Annotated in this window: 11 protein-coding genes; 7 read left to right on the top strand and 4 right to left on the bottom strand. The window is 71.0% G+C overall.

The annotated features are described in order from the left end of the window. Positions 1 to 9 precede the first annotated feature (9 nt). Positions 10 to 843: a PP2C family protein-serine/threonine phosphatase gene (locus B082_RS0106565; protein WP_018551014.1), complete on the bottom strand. Its 834-nt coding sequence runs from the start codon at positions 841 to 843 to the stop codon at positions 10 to 12. Between the two features lie 246 nt (positions 844 to 1089). On the opposite strand from B082_RS0106565, the gene B082_RS0106570 reads away from it, so the two are divergent. Together B082_RS0106570 and B082_RS0106575 are read left to right on the top strand one after the other, a co-directional pair. Further along, positions 1090 to 1389, top strand: coding sequence for a DUF1876 domain-containing protein (locus B082_RS0106570; RefSeq protein ID WP_018551015.1), 300 nt, complete (start codon positions 1090 to 1092; stop codon positions 1387 to 1389). Positions 1390 to 1474: 85 nt separating this feature from the next. After that, complete coding sequence (locus B082_RS0106575; protein WP_018551016.1) at positions 1475 to 2113, top strand: DUF6629 family protein; 639 nt, start codon at positions 1475 to 1477, stop codon at positions 2111 to 2113. A 105-nt stretch (positions 2114 to 2218) separates the two neighbouring features. On the opposite strand, the gene B082_RS0106580 is transcribed toward B082_RS0106575, so the two are convergent. Beyond that, the gene (locus tag B082_RS0106580) at positions 2219 to 4285 is read right to left on the bottom strand and encodes a SpoIIE family protein phosphatase (protein WP_018551017.1); all 2067 of its coding nucleotides are present in this window, start codon (positions 4283 to 4285) and stop codon (positions 2219 to 2221) included. 194 nt (positions 4286 to 4479) lie between these two features. Here B082_RS0106580 and B082_RS0106585 point away from each other — a divergent pair, with 194 nt between their 5' ends. Beyond that, positions 4480 to 6369 (top strand): rhamnogalacturonan lyase, encoded by a 1890-nt coding sequence (locus B082_RS0106585; protein WP_026249494.1) that lies wholly within the window; start codon positions 4480 to 4482, stop codon positions 6367 to 6369. A gap of 48 nt (positions 6370 to 6417) precedes the next feature. Here B082_RS0106585 and pgm read toward each other — a convergent pair whose 3' ends face one another. Next, positions 6418 to 8058, bottom strand: coding sequence for a phosphoglucomutase (alpha-D-glucose-1,6-bisphosphate-dependent) (gene pgm, locus B082_RS0106590; protein WP_018551019.1), 1641 nt, complete (start codon positions 8056 to 8058; stop codon positions 6418 to 6420). Between the two features lie 52 nt (positions 8059 to 8110). After that, the gene (locus tag B082_RS0106595) at positions 8111 to 8839 is read right to left on the bottom strand and encodes a 4'-phosphopantetheinyl transferase family protein (protein WP_018551020.1); all 729 of its coding nucleotides are present in this window, start codon (positions 8837 to 8839) and stop codon (positions 8111 to 8113) included. Between the two features lie 162 nt (positions 8840 to 9001). On the opposite strand from B082_RS0106595, the gene B082_RS0106600 reads away from it, so the two are divergent. The 4 genes from B082_RS0106600 to B082_RS0106615 all read left to right on the top strand — a co-directional run bounded on the left by B082_RS0106600 (position 9002) and on the right by B082_RS0106615 (position 16918). Next, positions 9002 to 9493 (top strand): GNAT family N-acetyltransferase, encoded by a 492-nt coding sequence (locus B082_RS0106600; protein ID WP_018551021.1) that lies wholly within the window; start codon positions 9002 to 9004, stop codon positions 9491 to 9493. 452 nt (positions 9494 to 9945) lie between these two features. After that, positions 9946 to 14226, top strand: coding sequence for a discoidin domain-containing protein (locus B082_RS0106605; protein ID WP_199783765.1), 4281 nt, complete (start codon positions 9946 to 9948; stop codon positions 14224 to 14226). Positions 14227 to 14440: 214 nt separating this feature from the next. After that, positions 14441 to 15865, top strand: a complete 1425-nt coding sequence (locus B082_RS0106610) for an extracellular solute-binding protein (RefSeq protein WP_026249495.1) — start codon at positions 14441 to 14443, stop codon at positions 15863 to 15865. A 93-nt stretch (positions 15866 to 15958) separates the two neighbouring features. Next, positions 15959 to 16918: a carbohydrate ABC transporter permease gene (locus B082_RS0106615; protein WP_026249496.1), complete on the top strand. Its 960-nt coding sequence runs from the start codon at positions 15959 to 15961 to the stop codon at positions 16916 to 16918. The last annotated feature ends 9 nt before the right edge of the window (positions 16919 to 16927 follow it).

Raw genomic sequence — 16927 nt, forward strand, 5'->3', positions numbered from 1 at the left:
GAGGCCCGCTCATCCCGGGGCGGCCGCGACAGCCTCGTGCCGCAGCACGAGCACCGCGGCGTCGTCCTCGTGCCCGGTGCGCTCGGCGGAGCCCAGGACCGCGTCGGCCAGTACGTCCGCGTCCTCACCCACCCGGGCGCGCACCAGCTCCACGACCTCGTCCAGCCCCTCGTCCAGGGGGTACGCCGGACCCTCCACCACTCCGTCGGTCAGGAGCACGAAGGCGCCGTCCGACGCGAGCCGGCGGGTGGTGACCGGATACTCCTCGCCGGGCTGGACCCCCAGCGGCAGCCCGCCCTCGTCGTCGGTGACCCCGCCCCGGCCGTCCGCGGTGGCCCACACCGACGCCACATGACCGGCCCGTGCGCTCTGCAACTCCCGGGTGCCCGGGTCGAGACGGACGAAGGTGCAGGTGGCGAGCAGACTGGAGTCCGCCGCGAGCAGCAGGTCGTTGGTGCGCCGCACGACCTCGCCGGGATCGGCCGCCGCCACCGCGAGGGCGCGCATCGCGATACGGATCTGGCCCATGAAGGCGGCCGCCTCGACGTCATGGCCCTGTACGTCGCCGATCGCGAAGGCGAGTGAACCGTCGGGGAGCACGAACCCGTCGTACCAGTCGCCGCCGATGTCCAGCCCGTTGCGCGCGGGTGTGTACCGGGCGGCGGTGCGCAGACCGGGCAGCGAGGGCAGGGCGGGCGGCAGCATCTCGCGTTGCAGCGCCTCCGCGAGCTCCACCCGAGCCTGGTGCAGCTCCACCTCGCGGCGGGCCCGGGAGGTGAGGTCCTGGAGGGTGGTGAGCAGCTCATCGGAGCTGGCCGACCGGAACGGATGCCGCCGGTTCATGGGCCGCTCCCCAGGGGCTCGGTGTGAGTGATCCGCACCCCGAGGCCGTCGTCGGGGCGGACGGGCCGGGGCCGACGGCACGGGCGGCCGTCTTTCGCGGTCGTCGCTGTCCGCATCCTATTTCGGCGGGGGACCGCGCGCAGTCCGAGGCGGCGGGCGGGCAGCGGCGGCCGGTTGGGTGGATGCTGGAAGTGGACCCGTGCGGCGGCCCGCGCCCGCCGGCCGGCGCGGGCCGGGAGGTATGCGATGAACCGCACGCTGGAATGGACGGTGCGTGTCGAGCTGTCCGAGCAGGACGGGACGACCAGGGCGGAAGCGGTGCTGGACACGGGGTCGGCGAAACTCACCGGCCAGGGGATCGCCCGTTGCAGCCCGCAGGATCCGGACGTGCCCACCATCGGTGACGAGGTCGCGGCCAGCCGCGCGATGCACGACGTCGCCGGTCAGCTGATGAGCGTGGCCGACCGTGCGCTGGGCCAGGCCGGCGCGGGCCGCACGGACGAGCCCGCACAACCGCCCTACGCCTGGTCGGACGCCTCGCCCTGACCCCCGTGGGCCGGGAGTTCCCGTACCGTGAACGCGGAGACGGCGGGCGTGGTGCCGGCCGGCGGAGACGACCCCGGGTGGCCCCATGTGCTGGAGCGCGACCGCCGACCTGGTCGCCGGTGGCGCGGTGGCCGCGATCGGGGTGGCCTGCGTGGCGCGGGCACGACGGGCCCGGGATCTGCCGCTGGCGGCCCTGCCCCTGCTCCTCGGCGCACACCAGATCATCGAGTCCGCGGTCTGGCACGCGGACGGCGGCAGCGGCCCCGCCACCGTCGCCTGGGCGGTCATCGCCCTGCCGCTGCTGCCGCTGTGGGTGCCGCTCGGCGTGCTGTGCGCCGCCCCGGCCCACGCGCGGCGGCGCCTCGCCGTCCCCCTGGCGTCCGGGGCGGCGACGAGCGCGTTCCTCGCGTACGCCCTGGCGACCCGGACGGTGACCGCGCAGGTGCGCGGCCACACCCTCGGCTACGCGCTGGACCTGCCGCATCCGCCTCTGCTGGTGGCGGGCTACCTCCTGGCCACCATCGGCTCCCTGCTCCTGTCCGGCGACCGCGGGCTGGTCCTGCTCGGCGTGCTCGTCGCGGGCGGGGCGGCGGTGTGCGCGGCGCTGTGGCGGCTGGAGTTCATTTCCACCTGGTGCGCGTTCGCCGCCGTGTGCTCGGTGGTCCTGCTCGGCTGGTCCGCCCGGCCCCGAGCGGCCGGGCCGCGGCCGGCGGCGGGCGGCTGAGACCGGTACGGACCGGTCAGCCCCCGCCGTACGCTTGTCGCCCGCGGCGGTCATGAAGTGGGCGGGACCGCGGCCCGCGAAGATCCGCCGGACAGGGCAATACACCTAGTCCGCCGGGATCTCCTGCTCGGTCCACAGGGCCTTGCCGTCGGTGCTGTAGCGGGTGCCCCAGTGGTTGGCGAGCTGCGAGACGATGAACAGGCCGCGCCCGCCCTCGTCGACCGTCCGCGCGTGGCGCAGATGCGGGGCCACCGGGCTGGTGTCGTGGACCTCGCAGGTCAGGGTGCGGTCCAGCATGACCCGCAGTTGCAGCGGCGGTGTGCCGTAGCGGACGGCGTTGGTGATCAGTTCGCTCACGATCAGTTCGGTCGCCTCGATGGTGTCCTCGTCCAGGTCCCAGCCCTCCAGCCGGTCCCGGACCAGGGTGCGGGCGACGGCCGGTGTGGTCCGGTCGTGGGCCAGCTCCCAGGTCGCCACCCGGTCCGGCGGCACCACCCCGGTCCGGGCGAGCAGCAGCGCCGCCCCCTCCGGATCGGGCCCGGCCGGCAGGTTGTACACGATGGCGTCGCACAGCTCCCGCAGCGGGCGGTCCGGGAACGCCAGCGCGTCGTGGACCCGCTCCACCGACCGCTCCCCGGCCAGCAGCGACCCCGTGAGGAACGCCAGCACGCTGCCCTCGTCCAACAGGACCGAGCCGGTCGCGAAGGGGGCGCTGTCCTCGGAGAAGATCGCGGGCCCCTCCGGGACGTCGAGCGCGAGCGGCCGGCCGTCGGGTGCGACGACGACCGGGGCGGGATGCCCGGCCCGCGCCACCGTGCAGACCCGGGTGAACGGGTCGTAGACCGCGTACAGGCAGGTCGCCGTCAGCGGCTGGTGGTGCAGCGAGTCGCCGGGCGGCAGCGACCTGCGCTCCTCCACCAGCCGGTCTGCCGTGTCGTTGAGCCGGGCCAGCACCTCGTCGGGCTCCAGGTCGAGACCCGCCAGCGCGTGGATGACGGTGCGCAACTGACCCATGGTGATGGCGGTCTGGAGCCCGTGCCCGGCCACGTTGCCGATGATCAGCGCGGTCCGCGCGCCGGAGAGCGCGATGGTGTCGAACCAGCAGCCGCTGTTGCGTCCGGGCAGCAGGACGTGCGCGGTCTCGATGGCGACCCGGGCGCCGTCGTGCTGGGGGAGCAGCCGGCGCTGGACGGTCGAGGCGATCACGTGCTCGCGGGCGTAGCGCAGCGCGTTCTCGATGCTCAGCGCGGCGTGGGCGGCCGCCGTCAGCGCGAGGGTGAGGTCGCGCTCGTCGTACGGATGGCCCTGGTGCCGGTACAGGCTCAGCAGGCCGAGCACGGCGCCGTGCAGCTTCAGCGGGGCCACGATCAGGGAATGCGCCCCGGTCTCCTCGATCCTGCGCCGGGTGGCCGGGTCCGCCTCCAGCCACGGGGTGTCCGGGCCCAGCTCGACGAGCCGGGGCCGCAGATCGGTGACGGCGAGGGCGAACGGGGTGGCCTCGGGCAGCCGGCGCAACTCGCCGACCACGCTGTCCGGGTTCGTCCCCGTCCCCCGCACGGCGGCCCGGCGCAGCGGGACGTCCCGGCGCAGCGGGCCGAGCGGCGGATCGGCCCCGCGCAGTACCTCGTCGACCACCTCGACCACGGCGAGATCGGCGAAGTCGGGCACCAGAGCCGCGACGAGCCCCTCGCAGGTCGCCGCCACATCGAGGGAGTGGCCCACCCCCCGGCGCACGGCCGCGAGCACGTCCGCCCGGACGTGTGCCTTCTCCCGTTCATCGACGTCGACCACGGCCGCCAGCACCCCGATCGGCCGCCCGTCGGAGGCGTCCAGGCGGTGCAGGGTGACCGTCAGGACGCGGGAGGGGCCGGAGGACTGCGCGAGGCGCCCCTGGGCGACATAGTCGAGCACGGGTGTTCCGGTCTTCAGGACCCGGCGCAGCATCCGTTCGGACGCCTCCGGATTGTCCATGTGGTACGCCTCGGTGAAGTGCAGGCCCACGATCCGCTCGGGGTTCGCCGCCTCCGTCAGGGCGTTGACCCGCACCACCCGCAGGTCCGTGTCCAGGACGTGCAGGCCGACCGCGGACTGGCTGAAGAGCGTGTCCAGGAGCGCCCCCGCCATGCCGTCGTCCGAGTCCGGCCCGGGGGCCGTTGTACCGGTGTCCGACACGTCGCACCCCCAACGGGATCCGCCACCCCTGCCGAGCGGCAGCTCTGACGGACAGCCTGCGGGACCCCGGACCCGGCCCGCCACCGAGGAGCGCCGAACGGGTGAGCGCCGGCCGCGGGGGAGGCGGCAACCTTTCCCGGACCGGCGGCCACTGAGAGGTAGCCCACCCGTCCCCACTCCGGAAGGCACGTACCGTGGCACTCGGTCATCCCCGAACCATCCGCAGACGCCGTCCCACCCGGACCCGCGCCGTGCTCGGCGCCGTCACCGCGGGCCTGCTCGCCACGACGGCCCTGGTCGTCACCGGCCAGACCTCGCACGCCGCCACCGCACGCCAGGCGGAGGCGCTGGACCGAGGGGTCGTCAGCGTCCACACCGAAGGCGGCAACCTGATCAGCTGGCGCTGGCTCGCCACCGACGCCGACTCCGTCGCCTTCAACGTCTACCGCGCCGGCACCAAGGTCAACGCCTCACCCGTCACCGGCTCCACGAACTACTTCCACACCGGCGCCCCCGACTCGGCCGACTACACCGTGCGCGCGGTCGTCGGCGGCGTTGAACAGGGCGACTCCGTGCACGCGGTCCAGTTCCGCGGCGGCTACAAGGACGTGCCCATCAGCCCGCCCCCGGGCGGCACGACCCCCGACGGCGTCGCCTACACCTACGAGGCCAACGACGCCTCCGTCGGCGATCTCGACGGGGACGGCGCCCTCGACTTCGTACTGAAATGGCAGCCCACCAACGCCAAGGACAACTCCCAGTCCGGCTACACGGGCAACACCGTCGTCGACGGCGTCAAGCTCGACGGCACCCGGCTCTGGCGGATCGACCTGGGCCGCAACATCCGCTCCGGCGCGCACTACACGCAGTTCCAGGTGTACGACTACGACGGCGACGGCCGGGCCGAGGTGGCGATGAAGACCGCCGACGGCAGCACCGACGGCAGGGGCACGGTCATCGGCAGCGCGTCGGCCGACCACCGCAACTCCTCCGGCTACGTCCTGTCCGGCCCCGAGTACCTGACGATGTTCAACGGCCTGACGGGCGCGGCCATGGGCACGGTCGACTACGTCCCGGCGCGCGGCACCGTCTCCTCGTGGGGCGACAGCTACGGCAACCGGGTCGACCGCTTCCTCGCCGGCACCGCCTACCTGGACGGCTCCCGGCCGTCCCTGATCATGGCCCGCGGCTACTACACGCGTACGGTGATCGCCGCCTGGGACTGGCGCGACGGGGCCTTCACCCGGCGCTGGACCTTCGACACCAACAGCTCGACCAACACCGGCCGCGGATACGACGGCCAGGGCAACCACCAGCTGTCGGTGGCCGACGTGGACGGCGACGGCAAGGACGAGATCGTCTACGGTGCCATGGCCGTGGACGACGACGGCCGCGCCCTGTGGACCACGGGCAACGGCCACGGCGACGCCATGCACGTCGGCGACCTGGACCCCGCGCGCCCGGGTCTTGAGGAGTTCAAGGTGGACGAGGACGGCTCGAAGCCCTCGTCGTGGATGGCGGACGCCGCGACCGGCCGGATCCTCTGGTCGACGCCCGCGGGCGGTGACAACGGCCGCGGCGTCAGCGGCGACATCTGGGCGGGCAGTCCGGGCGCCGAGTCCTGGTCGTCGGCGGCCGACGGGATACGCGACACCCGGGGCACCGTCGTCGCGAGCCGCAAGCCCTCCAGCACCAACTTCCTGGTCTGGTGGGACGGCGACACGACCAGGGAGCTGCTGGACGGCACCCACATCGACAAGTACGGCACCTCCGGCGACACCCGGCTGCTGACCGGCGCTTCGGTCCACTCCAACAACGGCACCAAGGCCACCCCGGTCATCTCCGGCGACCTGCTGGGCGACTGGCGCGAGGAAGTGGTCTGGGCGACCACGAACAACACCGCGCTACGGATCTACTCCACGCCGTACGAGACCAGCACGAAGATCACCACACTGCTCCACGACACCACCTACCGCACCGCGCTGGCCTGGCAGAACACCGCCTACAACCAGCCGCCGCACCCCGGTTTCTTCATCGGGAGCGGCATGGGGACCGCTCCGAGGCCCACGGTCTCCACACCCTGACCGCAAGCCCGTCCCCCGGCGCACCGCACCGGGGGGCGGGCCCACGGGTCACGCCTTCAGCGCCGCCGAGACCACGGCCTCGGCCTCCTCCTGGACCTGGCCCAGGTGCTCGGCGCCCTTGAAGGACTCCGCGTAGATCTTGTAGACGTCCTCGGTGCCCGAGGGGCGGGCCGCGAACCAGGCGTTCTGCGTGGTCACCTTGATCCCGCCGATCGCGGCCCCGTTGCCCGGCGCCGAGGTGAGCACGGCGGTGACCGGCTCGCCGGCGAGCGTGTCGGCGCCGACCTGCTCGGGGGAGAGGCGGGCCAGCACCGCCTTCTGCTCGCGGTCCGCGGGCGCGTCGATCCGCGCGTAGGCCGGTTCGCCGAACCGGGCGGTCAGTGCCGCGTAGTGCTGGGACGGCGACTCGCCGGTGACCGCGAGGATCTCGGAGGCGAGCAGGGCGAGCAGGATGCCGTCCTTGTCGGTCGTCCACACCGAGCCGTCGCGGCGCAGGAACGAGGCACCGGCCGACTCCTCGCCGCCGAAGCCCAGCGATCCGTCGGCCAGCCCGTCCACGAACCACTTGAAGCCGACCGGCACCTCGACCAGCTCCCGGCCGAGATCGGCGGCGACCCGGTCGATCATCCCGGACGACACCAGGGTCTTGCCGACGCCCGCCCCCGACGGCCAGTGGTCCCGGTGTGCGTACAGGTAGTTGATGGCGACGGCGAGGTAGTGGTTCGGGTTCATCAGCCCGGCGTCCGGGGTGACGATGCCGTGCCGGTCGGCGTCGGCGTCGTTTCCGGTGGCGATCCGGAAGCGGTCGCTCTGCCCGATGAGCGAGGCCATCGCGTACGGCGAGGAGCAGTCCATCCGGATCTTTCCGTCCCAGTCCAGCGTCATGAACCGCCAGGTGGGGTCGGTCAGCGGGTTGACCACGGTCAGGTCGAGCCGGTGCTGCTCGGCGATCCGCCCCCAGTAGGCGACCGAGGCCCCGCCGAGCGGGTCGGCGCCGATCCGCACACCGGCCTCGCGCACCGCGTCCAGGTCGAGCACGGACGGGAGGTCCGACACGTAACGGCCCAGGAAGTCGTACCGGCCGGTCGTGGCGGCGGTCAGTGCCCGGGTGTACGGGATGCGGCGGACGTCCCCGAGGCCGCCGGCGATGATCTCGTTCGCCCGGTCCTGGATCCAGCCGGTCGCCTCCGACCCGGCCGGGCCGCCGCTCGGGGGGTTGTACTTGAAGCCGCCGTCGCCCGGCGGGTTGTGGGACGGGGTGACCACCACCCCGTCGGCCGGCCGCGAGGCGTGGCCCCGGTTGTACGTGAGGATGGCGTGCGAGACCGCGGGCGTGGGCGTGTAGCCGTCCCCGGAGTCGATGAGCACGCTCACGTCGTTGGCGGCGAACACCTCCAGCGCCGTGACCCGGGCGGGTTCCGACAGGGCGTGGGTGTCGGCGCCCAGGAACAGCGGGCCGTCGGTGCCCTGCCGGGCCCGGTACTCGCTGATGGCCTGGCTCGTCGCCGCGATGTGGTCCTCGTTGAAGGCGGTGGCCGTGGACGAGCCGCGATGCCCGGAGGTGCCGAACGCCACCCGCTGGCCGGGCTCGGCCGGATCGGGGTGCAGCGCGTAGTACGCCGTCACCAGCCGTGCCACATCGGTCAGGTCCTCGGGGCGCGCCTGCTGTCCGGCTCGTGCGTGCGGCATCTGCCACTCCTCCGTATGGGTCGGTCGGTGCGATCTGCCCGTGCGGTCATTTTCACCGGTCGTGCGCGTGGGCGGATGCCCGCCCCGCCGTGCCGACGGCCACCGCCGCCGCGTAGCCGGCGGGGACGGCGACATCGGTGACGTCCCAGCCCGGCGGGCCCAGGGGGCGCGGTCCCGTGCCCACGTGCTCGCGGTGCAGACCGCCCGCCAGGCCGACGCCCTGCCCCTTCAGGTACGCCTCCTTGCGGGTCCACACGCGGGCGAACGCGGCGGGCCTCTCCGCCTCCGGCAGCGCGGCCAGCTCCTCGGCCTCGGCCGGATGCAGCTGCCCGGAGATCTCGGCCACGATCCGGGCCTCGGGGACGCGTTCGACGTCCACCCCGACCGGTGTACCGGCGAAGGCCAGCAGGGCGGTGCCCCGGGTGTGCGAGAGCGAGAAGTGCACCCCGCCACCGGTCGCGGGCCTGCCGTGCGGGCCGTCGCAGGTCGGGCAGGGCTCCCGCGTCAGCCGTACGGCCCTGGGGGCGACCCCCTGCAGTGCGCCGAGGAGCATCCGCAGTGCCACATGGGCGGCCCGGTAGCAGTCGCGGTCGGGCGGGAAGGCCAGCTTCTCCACCCGGGCGAGTTCCGAGTCGTCCAGGACGCCGGGTGCCAGCCGGCGGACCGCCCCGGCGGACCGGTCCGTGTCCACGAGCCAGAGGGAGAGGCCGCCGGGCCGCCAGGACGGGGCAGGTCCTCGGTAGCCGTCCTCGGTCAGTGTGAACTCGTGGGGCTGGTACACCGTTACGTCGATTCCTCGGCAGGGGGCGGGCGCCGTGAGCGGGCCACGACGCCGGAGGGGCGTTCTTATCCTATGGAGATCAGGACTGGGCCCGGCGTAAGTTCGATCACCGTGCGGCCGCGCCCCCCGGGGGCGGTGGCCCTTCGGACAGGAGAACAGCGCATGCCGACGGACAGTCGCCCCCTCCAGCTGCGGGAGGCCCGTGTGGAGGACGCGGTCCCCCTCACCCGCCTCATGCTCGCCTCCCGGGCCGCCGCCATGCCGTACCTGGCCCGGGTGCACAGCGACGAGGCGACCCTCGCCTGGATGACCCATGTGCTGCTGCCCGGCACCGAGGTGCTGGTGGCGGAGTTCCCGGCGTCCCCGGAGGGCGGGGGAGCGTCGGAGCCGGCCGGTTTCGTCGCGCTCGACGGGACGGAGCTGGAGCAGCTCTACATCGCCCCCGGGCTGCGACGCCGCGGCATCGGCTCGCTCCTGCTGGACGCGGCCAAGCGCGGTGGCCGTGACGAGCTGACCCTCTACACCTTCCAGCGCAACACCGGCGCTCGGGCCTTCTACGAGCGCCACGGGTTCACCGCCGTGGCCTTCGACGACGGCAGCCGCAACGAGGAGAAGGAGCCGGACGTGCGCTACCGGTGGCGTCGCTCCGGGTGAGCCCTTCCGGCGGAGCCGGAACGCGTACGGAGCACAGGCACAACGGTCAGGGGCGGGGTCCGCGGTCGGGGACCCCGCCCTTCGCCGTGCCCGGCCCCGTGTGCCCGGCCTCCACGCGCCGGGCGCCCGCCGCGAGAGCGATCACCCCTCCCAACTGGCACCTTTCAGCGGCTTGCGCGGGTACGCACATTCCTTGCGCAAACGGGGCCGTGCGGCTTGCGTGGGCGATGTTTCGTCAAATGCCCTGGTTCTCAGGCATGTTGATGGAAGAGATGAGGGCACTCCGGGCTGCTTTCTTCTGCCGGAACGGTGGACTCCCCGTCAATTCTCTGCAACTCTCTGACCGCAAAACGCAAAAGGTCATCCTGTCGGTGCAGGAATTCGTGTACCGGCAGGTTCGCAGTCTGAGCCGCGCCTCGGCCCCCTGCGCCGAGGCAGCAGATCGGGGACACATGAGAACGCGACGATGGAGATGGCGGGTCCTTTCCGCGACCGTCTCCACCAGCCTGATGATGGTCGCCTGGCCGGCGTTGAACGCCTCGGCCGCCGGCGGCCCGAACATCGCCGCCGGCCAGCGCGCGGCCGCGAGCAGCGGGAAGTCCGCCGGGAACATCGCCGACGGGCAGCAGTCGACCTACTGGGAGGGGTCGGGGAAGTCCCTGCCCCAGTGGGTGCAGAGCGACCTGGGCAAGGTCACCCGCATCGACCAGGTCACGCTGAAGCTGCCCGCCGACTGGGCGACCCGCCGCCAGACGCTCTCCCTCCAGGGCAGCGTCGACGGCACCAGCTTCGCCACGCTGAAGACCTCGGCCGCCTACACCTTCGCCCCGGGCAGCTCCAACAAGGTCACCATCAGCTTCCCGGCCACCCAGGCCCGGTTCGTACGGGCCGACATCACCGCGAACACCGCCTCCAAGAACGGCCAGCTCGCCGAGCTGGAGGTCCGGGCGGCAGCGGAGTCCTCGGTGAACCTCGCCGCCGGGCGCACGCTCACGGCCAGCAGCTACACCGAGACGTACGTCGCCGCCCACGCCAACGACGGCAACCCGGCCAGCTACTGGGAGAGCCGCAACGACGAACTGCCGCAGTGGATCCAGGCCGATCTCGGCTCGTCCGTACGGGTCGACCGCGTGGTGCTGCGCCTGCCGGACGGCTGGGAGACCCGCAGCCAGACGCTGAAGATCCAGGGCAGCGCCAACGGCACGGACTTCACCGACCTGACCCAGGCCGAGGCGTACACCTTCAGCCCCACGGCCGGCGAGAAGGCGACGATCACCTTCGACGCCACCACCACCCGCTATGTGCGCGTCCTGGTCAGCGCCAACAGCGTCCAGCCCGGCGCCCAGGTCTCCGAGCTGGAGATCTACGGCCCCGAGTCCGGTGACACCCAGGCACCGAGCGCGCCGGCCCAGCTGGCGTACACCGAACCGGCCACCGGACAGATCCGGCTGACCTGGAAGGCGTCGACGGACGACACCGCCGTCACCGGCTACGACATCTACGCCGACAACACCCTGCTGACCAGCGTGGCCGGTGACGTCACCACGTACACCGACACCCGCCCGGCCGGCACCACCGTGTCCTACTACGTCCGGGCCAAGGACGCCGCGGGCAACGTCTCGGGCAACAGCAACACCGTCACCCGCAGCGGGGGGACCGGCGACACCCAGGCGCCCACCGCACCGGCCGACCTGAGCTTCACCGAGCCGGCCTCCGGGCAGATCAAGCTGGTCTGGCAGGCCTCCAGCGACAACAAGGCCGTCACCGGCTACGACATCTACGCCAACAACGTGCTGCGCAAGAGCGTCGCGGGCGATGTCACCACCTACACCGACACCCAGCCCGCCGGCACCACCGTGTCGTACTTCGTCCGGGCCAAGGACGCGGCGGGCAACGTCTCGGGCGACAGCAACACCGTCACCCGCAACGGCAGCACCGGCGCCGCCTCCAACCTCGCCGTCGGCAAGCCCATCGAGGCATCCTCCGTGGTCCACACGTTCGTCGCGGAGAACGCCAACGACAACCAGCTCTCCACCTACTGGGAGGGCGCGGGCGGCAGCTACCCCAACACCCTCACGGTGAAGCTGGGCGCCAACGCCGACACCCAGAGCGTCGTCGTCAAGCTCAACCCGGACAGCAGCTGGGGCGCCAGGACGCAGAACATCCAGGTCCTCGGCCGTGAGCAGAGCGCCTCGTCCTTCACCAGCCTGGTCGCCGCCAAGGACTACGCCTTCAGCCCCGGCAGCGGCAACACGGTGACCATTCCGGTCGACGCCCGGGTCGCCGACGTCCAGCTGAAGTTCACCTCCAACACCGGCTCGTCCGCCGGACAGGTCGCGGAGTTCCAGGTCCTGGGCGCCCCCGCTCCCAACCCGAACCTCCAGGTCAGCGCCCTGACCGCGGACCCGTCCGCGCCGGTCGAGTCGGACCCGGTGAAGCTCACCGCGACGGTGCGCAACAGCGGCGCCGTCGCCGCTCCGGCAGGCAAGCTCGAATTCCGGCTCGGCGACTCCGAGGTGGCCACCGCCTCCGTGGGCGCGCTCGCCGCCGGGGCCTCGACGCAGGTGAGCGCCGACATCGGGGCGCTCGACGCGGGGACGTACACCCTCAGCGCCGTGGCCGACCCGGACAACGAGATCATCGAGCAGAACGAGACCGACAACACCTACACCAGCGCGGCCAAGCTGGTCGTCAAGCCGGTCGACAGCTCCGACCTGGTGCTCTCGGCGGTCACCACCTCGCCGTCCGCCCCGGCCGAGGGCGACAACGTCACCTTCTCCGCGGCCATCAGGAACCAGGGCACGGCCGCGTCCGCCTCGGGCAGCCACGCCGTCACCCTGACCCTGCTCGACTCCAAGGGCGCCACGGTGAAGACCCTCACCGGCAGCTACAGCGGCGCGATAGCCGCGGGTGCCACGACCGCCCCGGTGAGCCTGGGCTCGTGGACGGCGGCCAACGGTTCGTACACCGTGAAGACGGTGATCGCGGACGACGCCAACGAGCTTCCGGTCAAGCGCGGGAACAACACCGCGAGCAGCTCGTTCTTCGTCGGGCGCGGCGCCGACATGCCGTACGACACCTACGAGGCGGAGGACGCGGTCACCGGCGGCGGCGCGAAGGTCGTCGGACCGAACAGGACCGTCGGCGACCTCGCGGGCGAGGCATCGGGCCGCAAGGCCGTCACGCTCAACGAGACCGGCAACTACGTCGAGTTCACCACGAGGGCCAGCACCAACAGCCTGGTGGCCCGCTACTCCATCCCGGACTCCGCGGGCGGCGGCGGCATCGACTCCAAGCTGAACATCTACGTCGACGGCACGTTCCTCAAGGCGATCGACCTCACCTCGAAGTACGCGTGGCTGTACGGCGCCGAGACCGGTCCCGGCAACTCCCCGGACGCGGGCTCGCCGCGGCACATCTACGACGAGGCGAATGTACTGCTGGGCACGACCGTCCCGGCAGGCAGCAAGATCCGGCTCCAGAAGGACGCGGCGAACACCAGCACCTACGCGATCGACTTCATCAGCCTGGAGCAGGCCACCCAGATCGCCAACCCGGACCCGGCCGCCTACGCCGTCCCCGCCGGCTTCACCCACCAGGACGTCCAGAACGCCCTGGACAAGGTGCGGATGGACACCACGGGCAAGCTGGTGGGCGTCTACCTGCCGGCCGGTGACTACGAGACCGCCAGCAAGTTCCAGGTCTACGGCAAGGCCGTCCAGATCATCGGGGCGGGGCCCTGGTACACCAGGTTCCACGCCCCCTCGACCCAGGAGAACACCGACATCGGCTTCCGGGCCGAGGCCAGCGCCAAGGGCTCGACGTTCGCGAACTTCGCGTACTTCGGGAACTACACCTCGCGCATCGACGGACCGGGCAAGGTGTTCGACTTCTCCAACGTCTCCGACATGGTGATCGACAACATCTGGAACGAGCACACGGTGTGCCTCTACTGGGGCGCCAACACCGACAACATCACCATCAAGAACTCCCGCATCCGGGACACGTTCGCCGACGGCATCAACATGACCAACGGCTCGACCGACAACCACGTCGTCAACATCGAGTCGCGGGCCACCGGGGACGACAGCTTCGCGCTGTTCTCGGCGATCGACTCCGGCGGCTCGGACATGAAGAACAACGTCTACGAGAACCTCACCTCCCTCCTGACCTGGCGCGCGGCCGGTCTCGCCGTCTACGGCGGCTACGACAACACCTTCCGCAACATCCGCATCGAGGACACCCTGGTCTACTCCGGGATCACGGTCAGCTCGCTGGACTTCGGCTACCCGATGAACGGCTTCGGGACCGGTCCGACGACGGTCGAGAACGTCTCCGTGGTCCGCTCGGGCGGTCATTTCTGGGGTACGCAGACCTTCCCCGGCATCTGGCTGTTCTCCGCCTCCAAGGTCTTCCAGGGCATCCGCATCAACCACGTCGACATCGTCGACCCGACGTACAGCGGCATCATGTTCCAGACCAACTACGTGGGGGGTCAGCCGCAGTTCCCGATCAAGGACACGATCCTGACCGACATCTCCATCTCCGGCGCCCGCAAGAGCGGTGACGCCTTCGACGCCAAGTCCGGCTTCGGACTGTGGGCCAACGAGATGCCGGAGGCCGGCCAGGGGCCCGCCGTCGGTGAGGTCACCTTCAACGGGCTCAAGCTCAGCGGCAACGCCCAGGACGTGAAGAACACGACGTCCACCATGAAGATCAACATCAACCCGTAACAAGCACCGCATACAGGGGCGCCGTCCGGCATGCCGGACGGCGCTCCGTGCTGCGCGCACGCCGAATCCCGCATGCCGCGTACGGAGGGCTGTCAAACTTTTACGAAAACTGCGCGAGATATTGCGTTCACATGTCGACGCTGGTTGAGTGTGCCTCGCCCCGGCAGTCAGTCGGCCGAGGGCCATCCACGCTCATGCCCAAAGGGGATCAACGATGAGAAGTGCTGGGTTGCGCCGCACACGCCGTATCAGCCGTGCCTCCGCGGCTGCCCTTGTCACCGCACTTGCCCTGACCTCGCTCGCCTCTTGCGGTACGAGCAGCAGCAAGGACGACGATTCGAGCAGCTCGTCCAAGGGGTCGTCCGACCCTTCGGCTCCGCTGGACCCGAAGACGAAGGTGACGATCTCGATCGACTGCATGCCGCCGGCGGCCAAGGCCGCGGAGCTGCGTGAGTGGAACGAGGACATCAAGACGTTCAACGAGAAGTACCCGAACGTCACGATCAACGGGAAGTCGACCCCGGGCCAGTGCAACGAGCCGCCCCGCTTCACCGCCATGCTGAAGGGGAAGTCGCAGCCCGACGTCTTCTACGCGTACTTCAGTGACCTCCAGCAGGTCCTGGACAACGACGGGGCCGAGGACATCTCCGCGTACGTCACCGACAAGACAGTGCCCGCGCTGAAGGACATCCAGACCCAGGTCGTCGACGTGGCCCGCAAGGACGGCAAGCTCTACGGCCTGCCGACCAGCAACTACACCATGGGCCTGATGATCAACCGGAAGCTCTTCACCGAGGCCGGTCTCGACCCGAACACACCGCCGGCCACCTGGGAGGAGGTCCGCACCGCCGCCAAGAAGATCGCGGGCCTGGGCAAGGGCATCTCCGGCTACGGCGAGTACAGCGCCGGCAACAACGGCGGGTGGCACTTCGCCGCGACCCAGTTCGGCCTCGGCGGGGACATCGTCGACGCCTCCGGCAAGAAGGCGGCCTTCAACGACGCCAACGGCAAGCAGGTCCTCCAGCAGCTGCACGACATGCGCTGGGAGGACGACAGCATGGGCAAGACCCAGCTGCTGAAGTGGGGCGACCTCCAGAAGCAGATAGCCAGCGACAAGCTCGGCATGTTCCTCGCCGCGCCCGACGACATCGCCTACATGGTGCAGCAGCTCGGCGCCTCGTACGAGACCTTCGGCCTGGGCCCGATCCCCGGCGCCAAGGGAACCCTCTTCGGCGGCAACAACTACCTGATCAAGAAGGGCAGCTCGCCCGACCAGATCAAGGCCGCCATCGCCTGGCTCAACTTCAAGAACCTCACCCCCGGCAAGGGCCAGTTCGACTGGGCCCGCACCAAGGCCGACAAGCTCCCCGTCGGCCTCCCGCAGCCGAACTTCTTCCTCGGTGAGAGCAAGACCAAGGACGACGCCGCACGCGCCGAGAACGCGACGATGCCCGTCGAGAACTTCAAGGCCTTCATGGACAACCCCGTCCCCGGCAAGGCCGAGCCGCCGAAGGCGCAGGAGATCTACAAGATCCTCGACAACGCCATGTCCGGCGTCCTGACCAACAAGAACGCGGACGTCGACAAGCTGCTCTCCACCGCCGAGAAGCAGGTCAACCAGGTTCTGGCGAACCAGTAACGGACACGCGGGGCCGGGTCACGCGGACCCGGCCCCGCATCCGAACCCCGTGCGCGTACCGCGCTCGACGTTCACCGGCACCGAGGAGACACCATGTCGGCCCCTACCCTGTCCCCCCGCAAGGCGACCAGGCCTCGCCCAGGACATACAGGCCCCGCACGCCGGGACTCCGCCCGCGAGGAGTTCCTGCGCGCCGTGCGCCGCAACATCTCAGCCCACGGCTTCCTCATCGGAGCGGTGCTCTGCTTCTCGCTCTTCTCCTGGTATCCGATGGTCCGGGAATTCATCCTGGCCTTCCAGAAGAACGAGGACGGCAAAACCACCTGGGCCGGCTGGTCCAACCTGACGTACGTCTTCAACGACCCGGCGTTCTGGCAGGCCTGGCGCAACACCCTCCTGTTCACCGTCCTCGCCCTGCTGCTCGGCTTCCTCGTCCCGTTCGTCATCGCCGTGGTGCTCAACGAGTTCCGGCACGGACAGGGCTACCTGCGGCTCCTGGTCTACCTCCCCGTGATGCTGCCGCCGGTCGCCTCGGTCCTGCTCTTCAAGTACTTCTACGACCCCGGCTACGGCCTCTTCAACCGCATCCTGGCCATCTTCCACCTGCCCGAACAGCAATGGCTCCAGGACACCACCACCTCGATGCTCTCCGTCGTCATCGCGGCGACCTGGATGAACATGGGCGGCGCGACGCTCATCTACCTCGCCGCGCTCCAGGGCATCCCGGGCGAGCTGTACGAGGCGGCCGAACTCGACGGCGCGGGACTGCTGCGCAAGATCTGGCACGTCACCATCCCGCAGACCCGCCTCATCCTCTCGCTGCTGCTGCTCATGCAGATCATCGCGACGATGCAGGTCTTCACCGAACCCTTCCTGCTCACCAACGGCGCCGGCCCCGAGGGCTCCACCATCACCGTCGTCTACCTCATCTACCAGTACGCCTTCAACTTCAACAACTACGGCAGCGCGGCGGCACTCGGCCTCGTCCTGCTCGTCGTCCTCGCGGGCTTCTCCGCGGTGTACGTACGACTGAGCCGCAGCAGCGAAGACTAGGACGGGAGC

This window comes from Streptomyces sp. ATexAB-D23, assembly GCF_000373645.1.
GTDB lineage: Bacteria > Actinomycetota > Actinomycetes > Streptomycetales > Streptomycetaceae > Streptomyces > Streptomyces castrisilvae.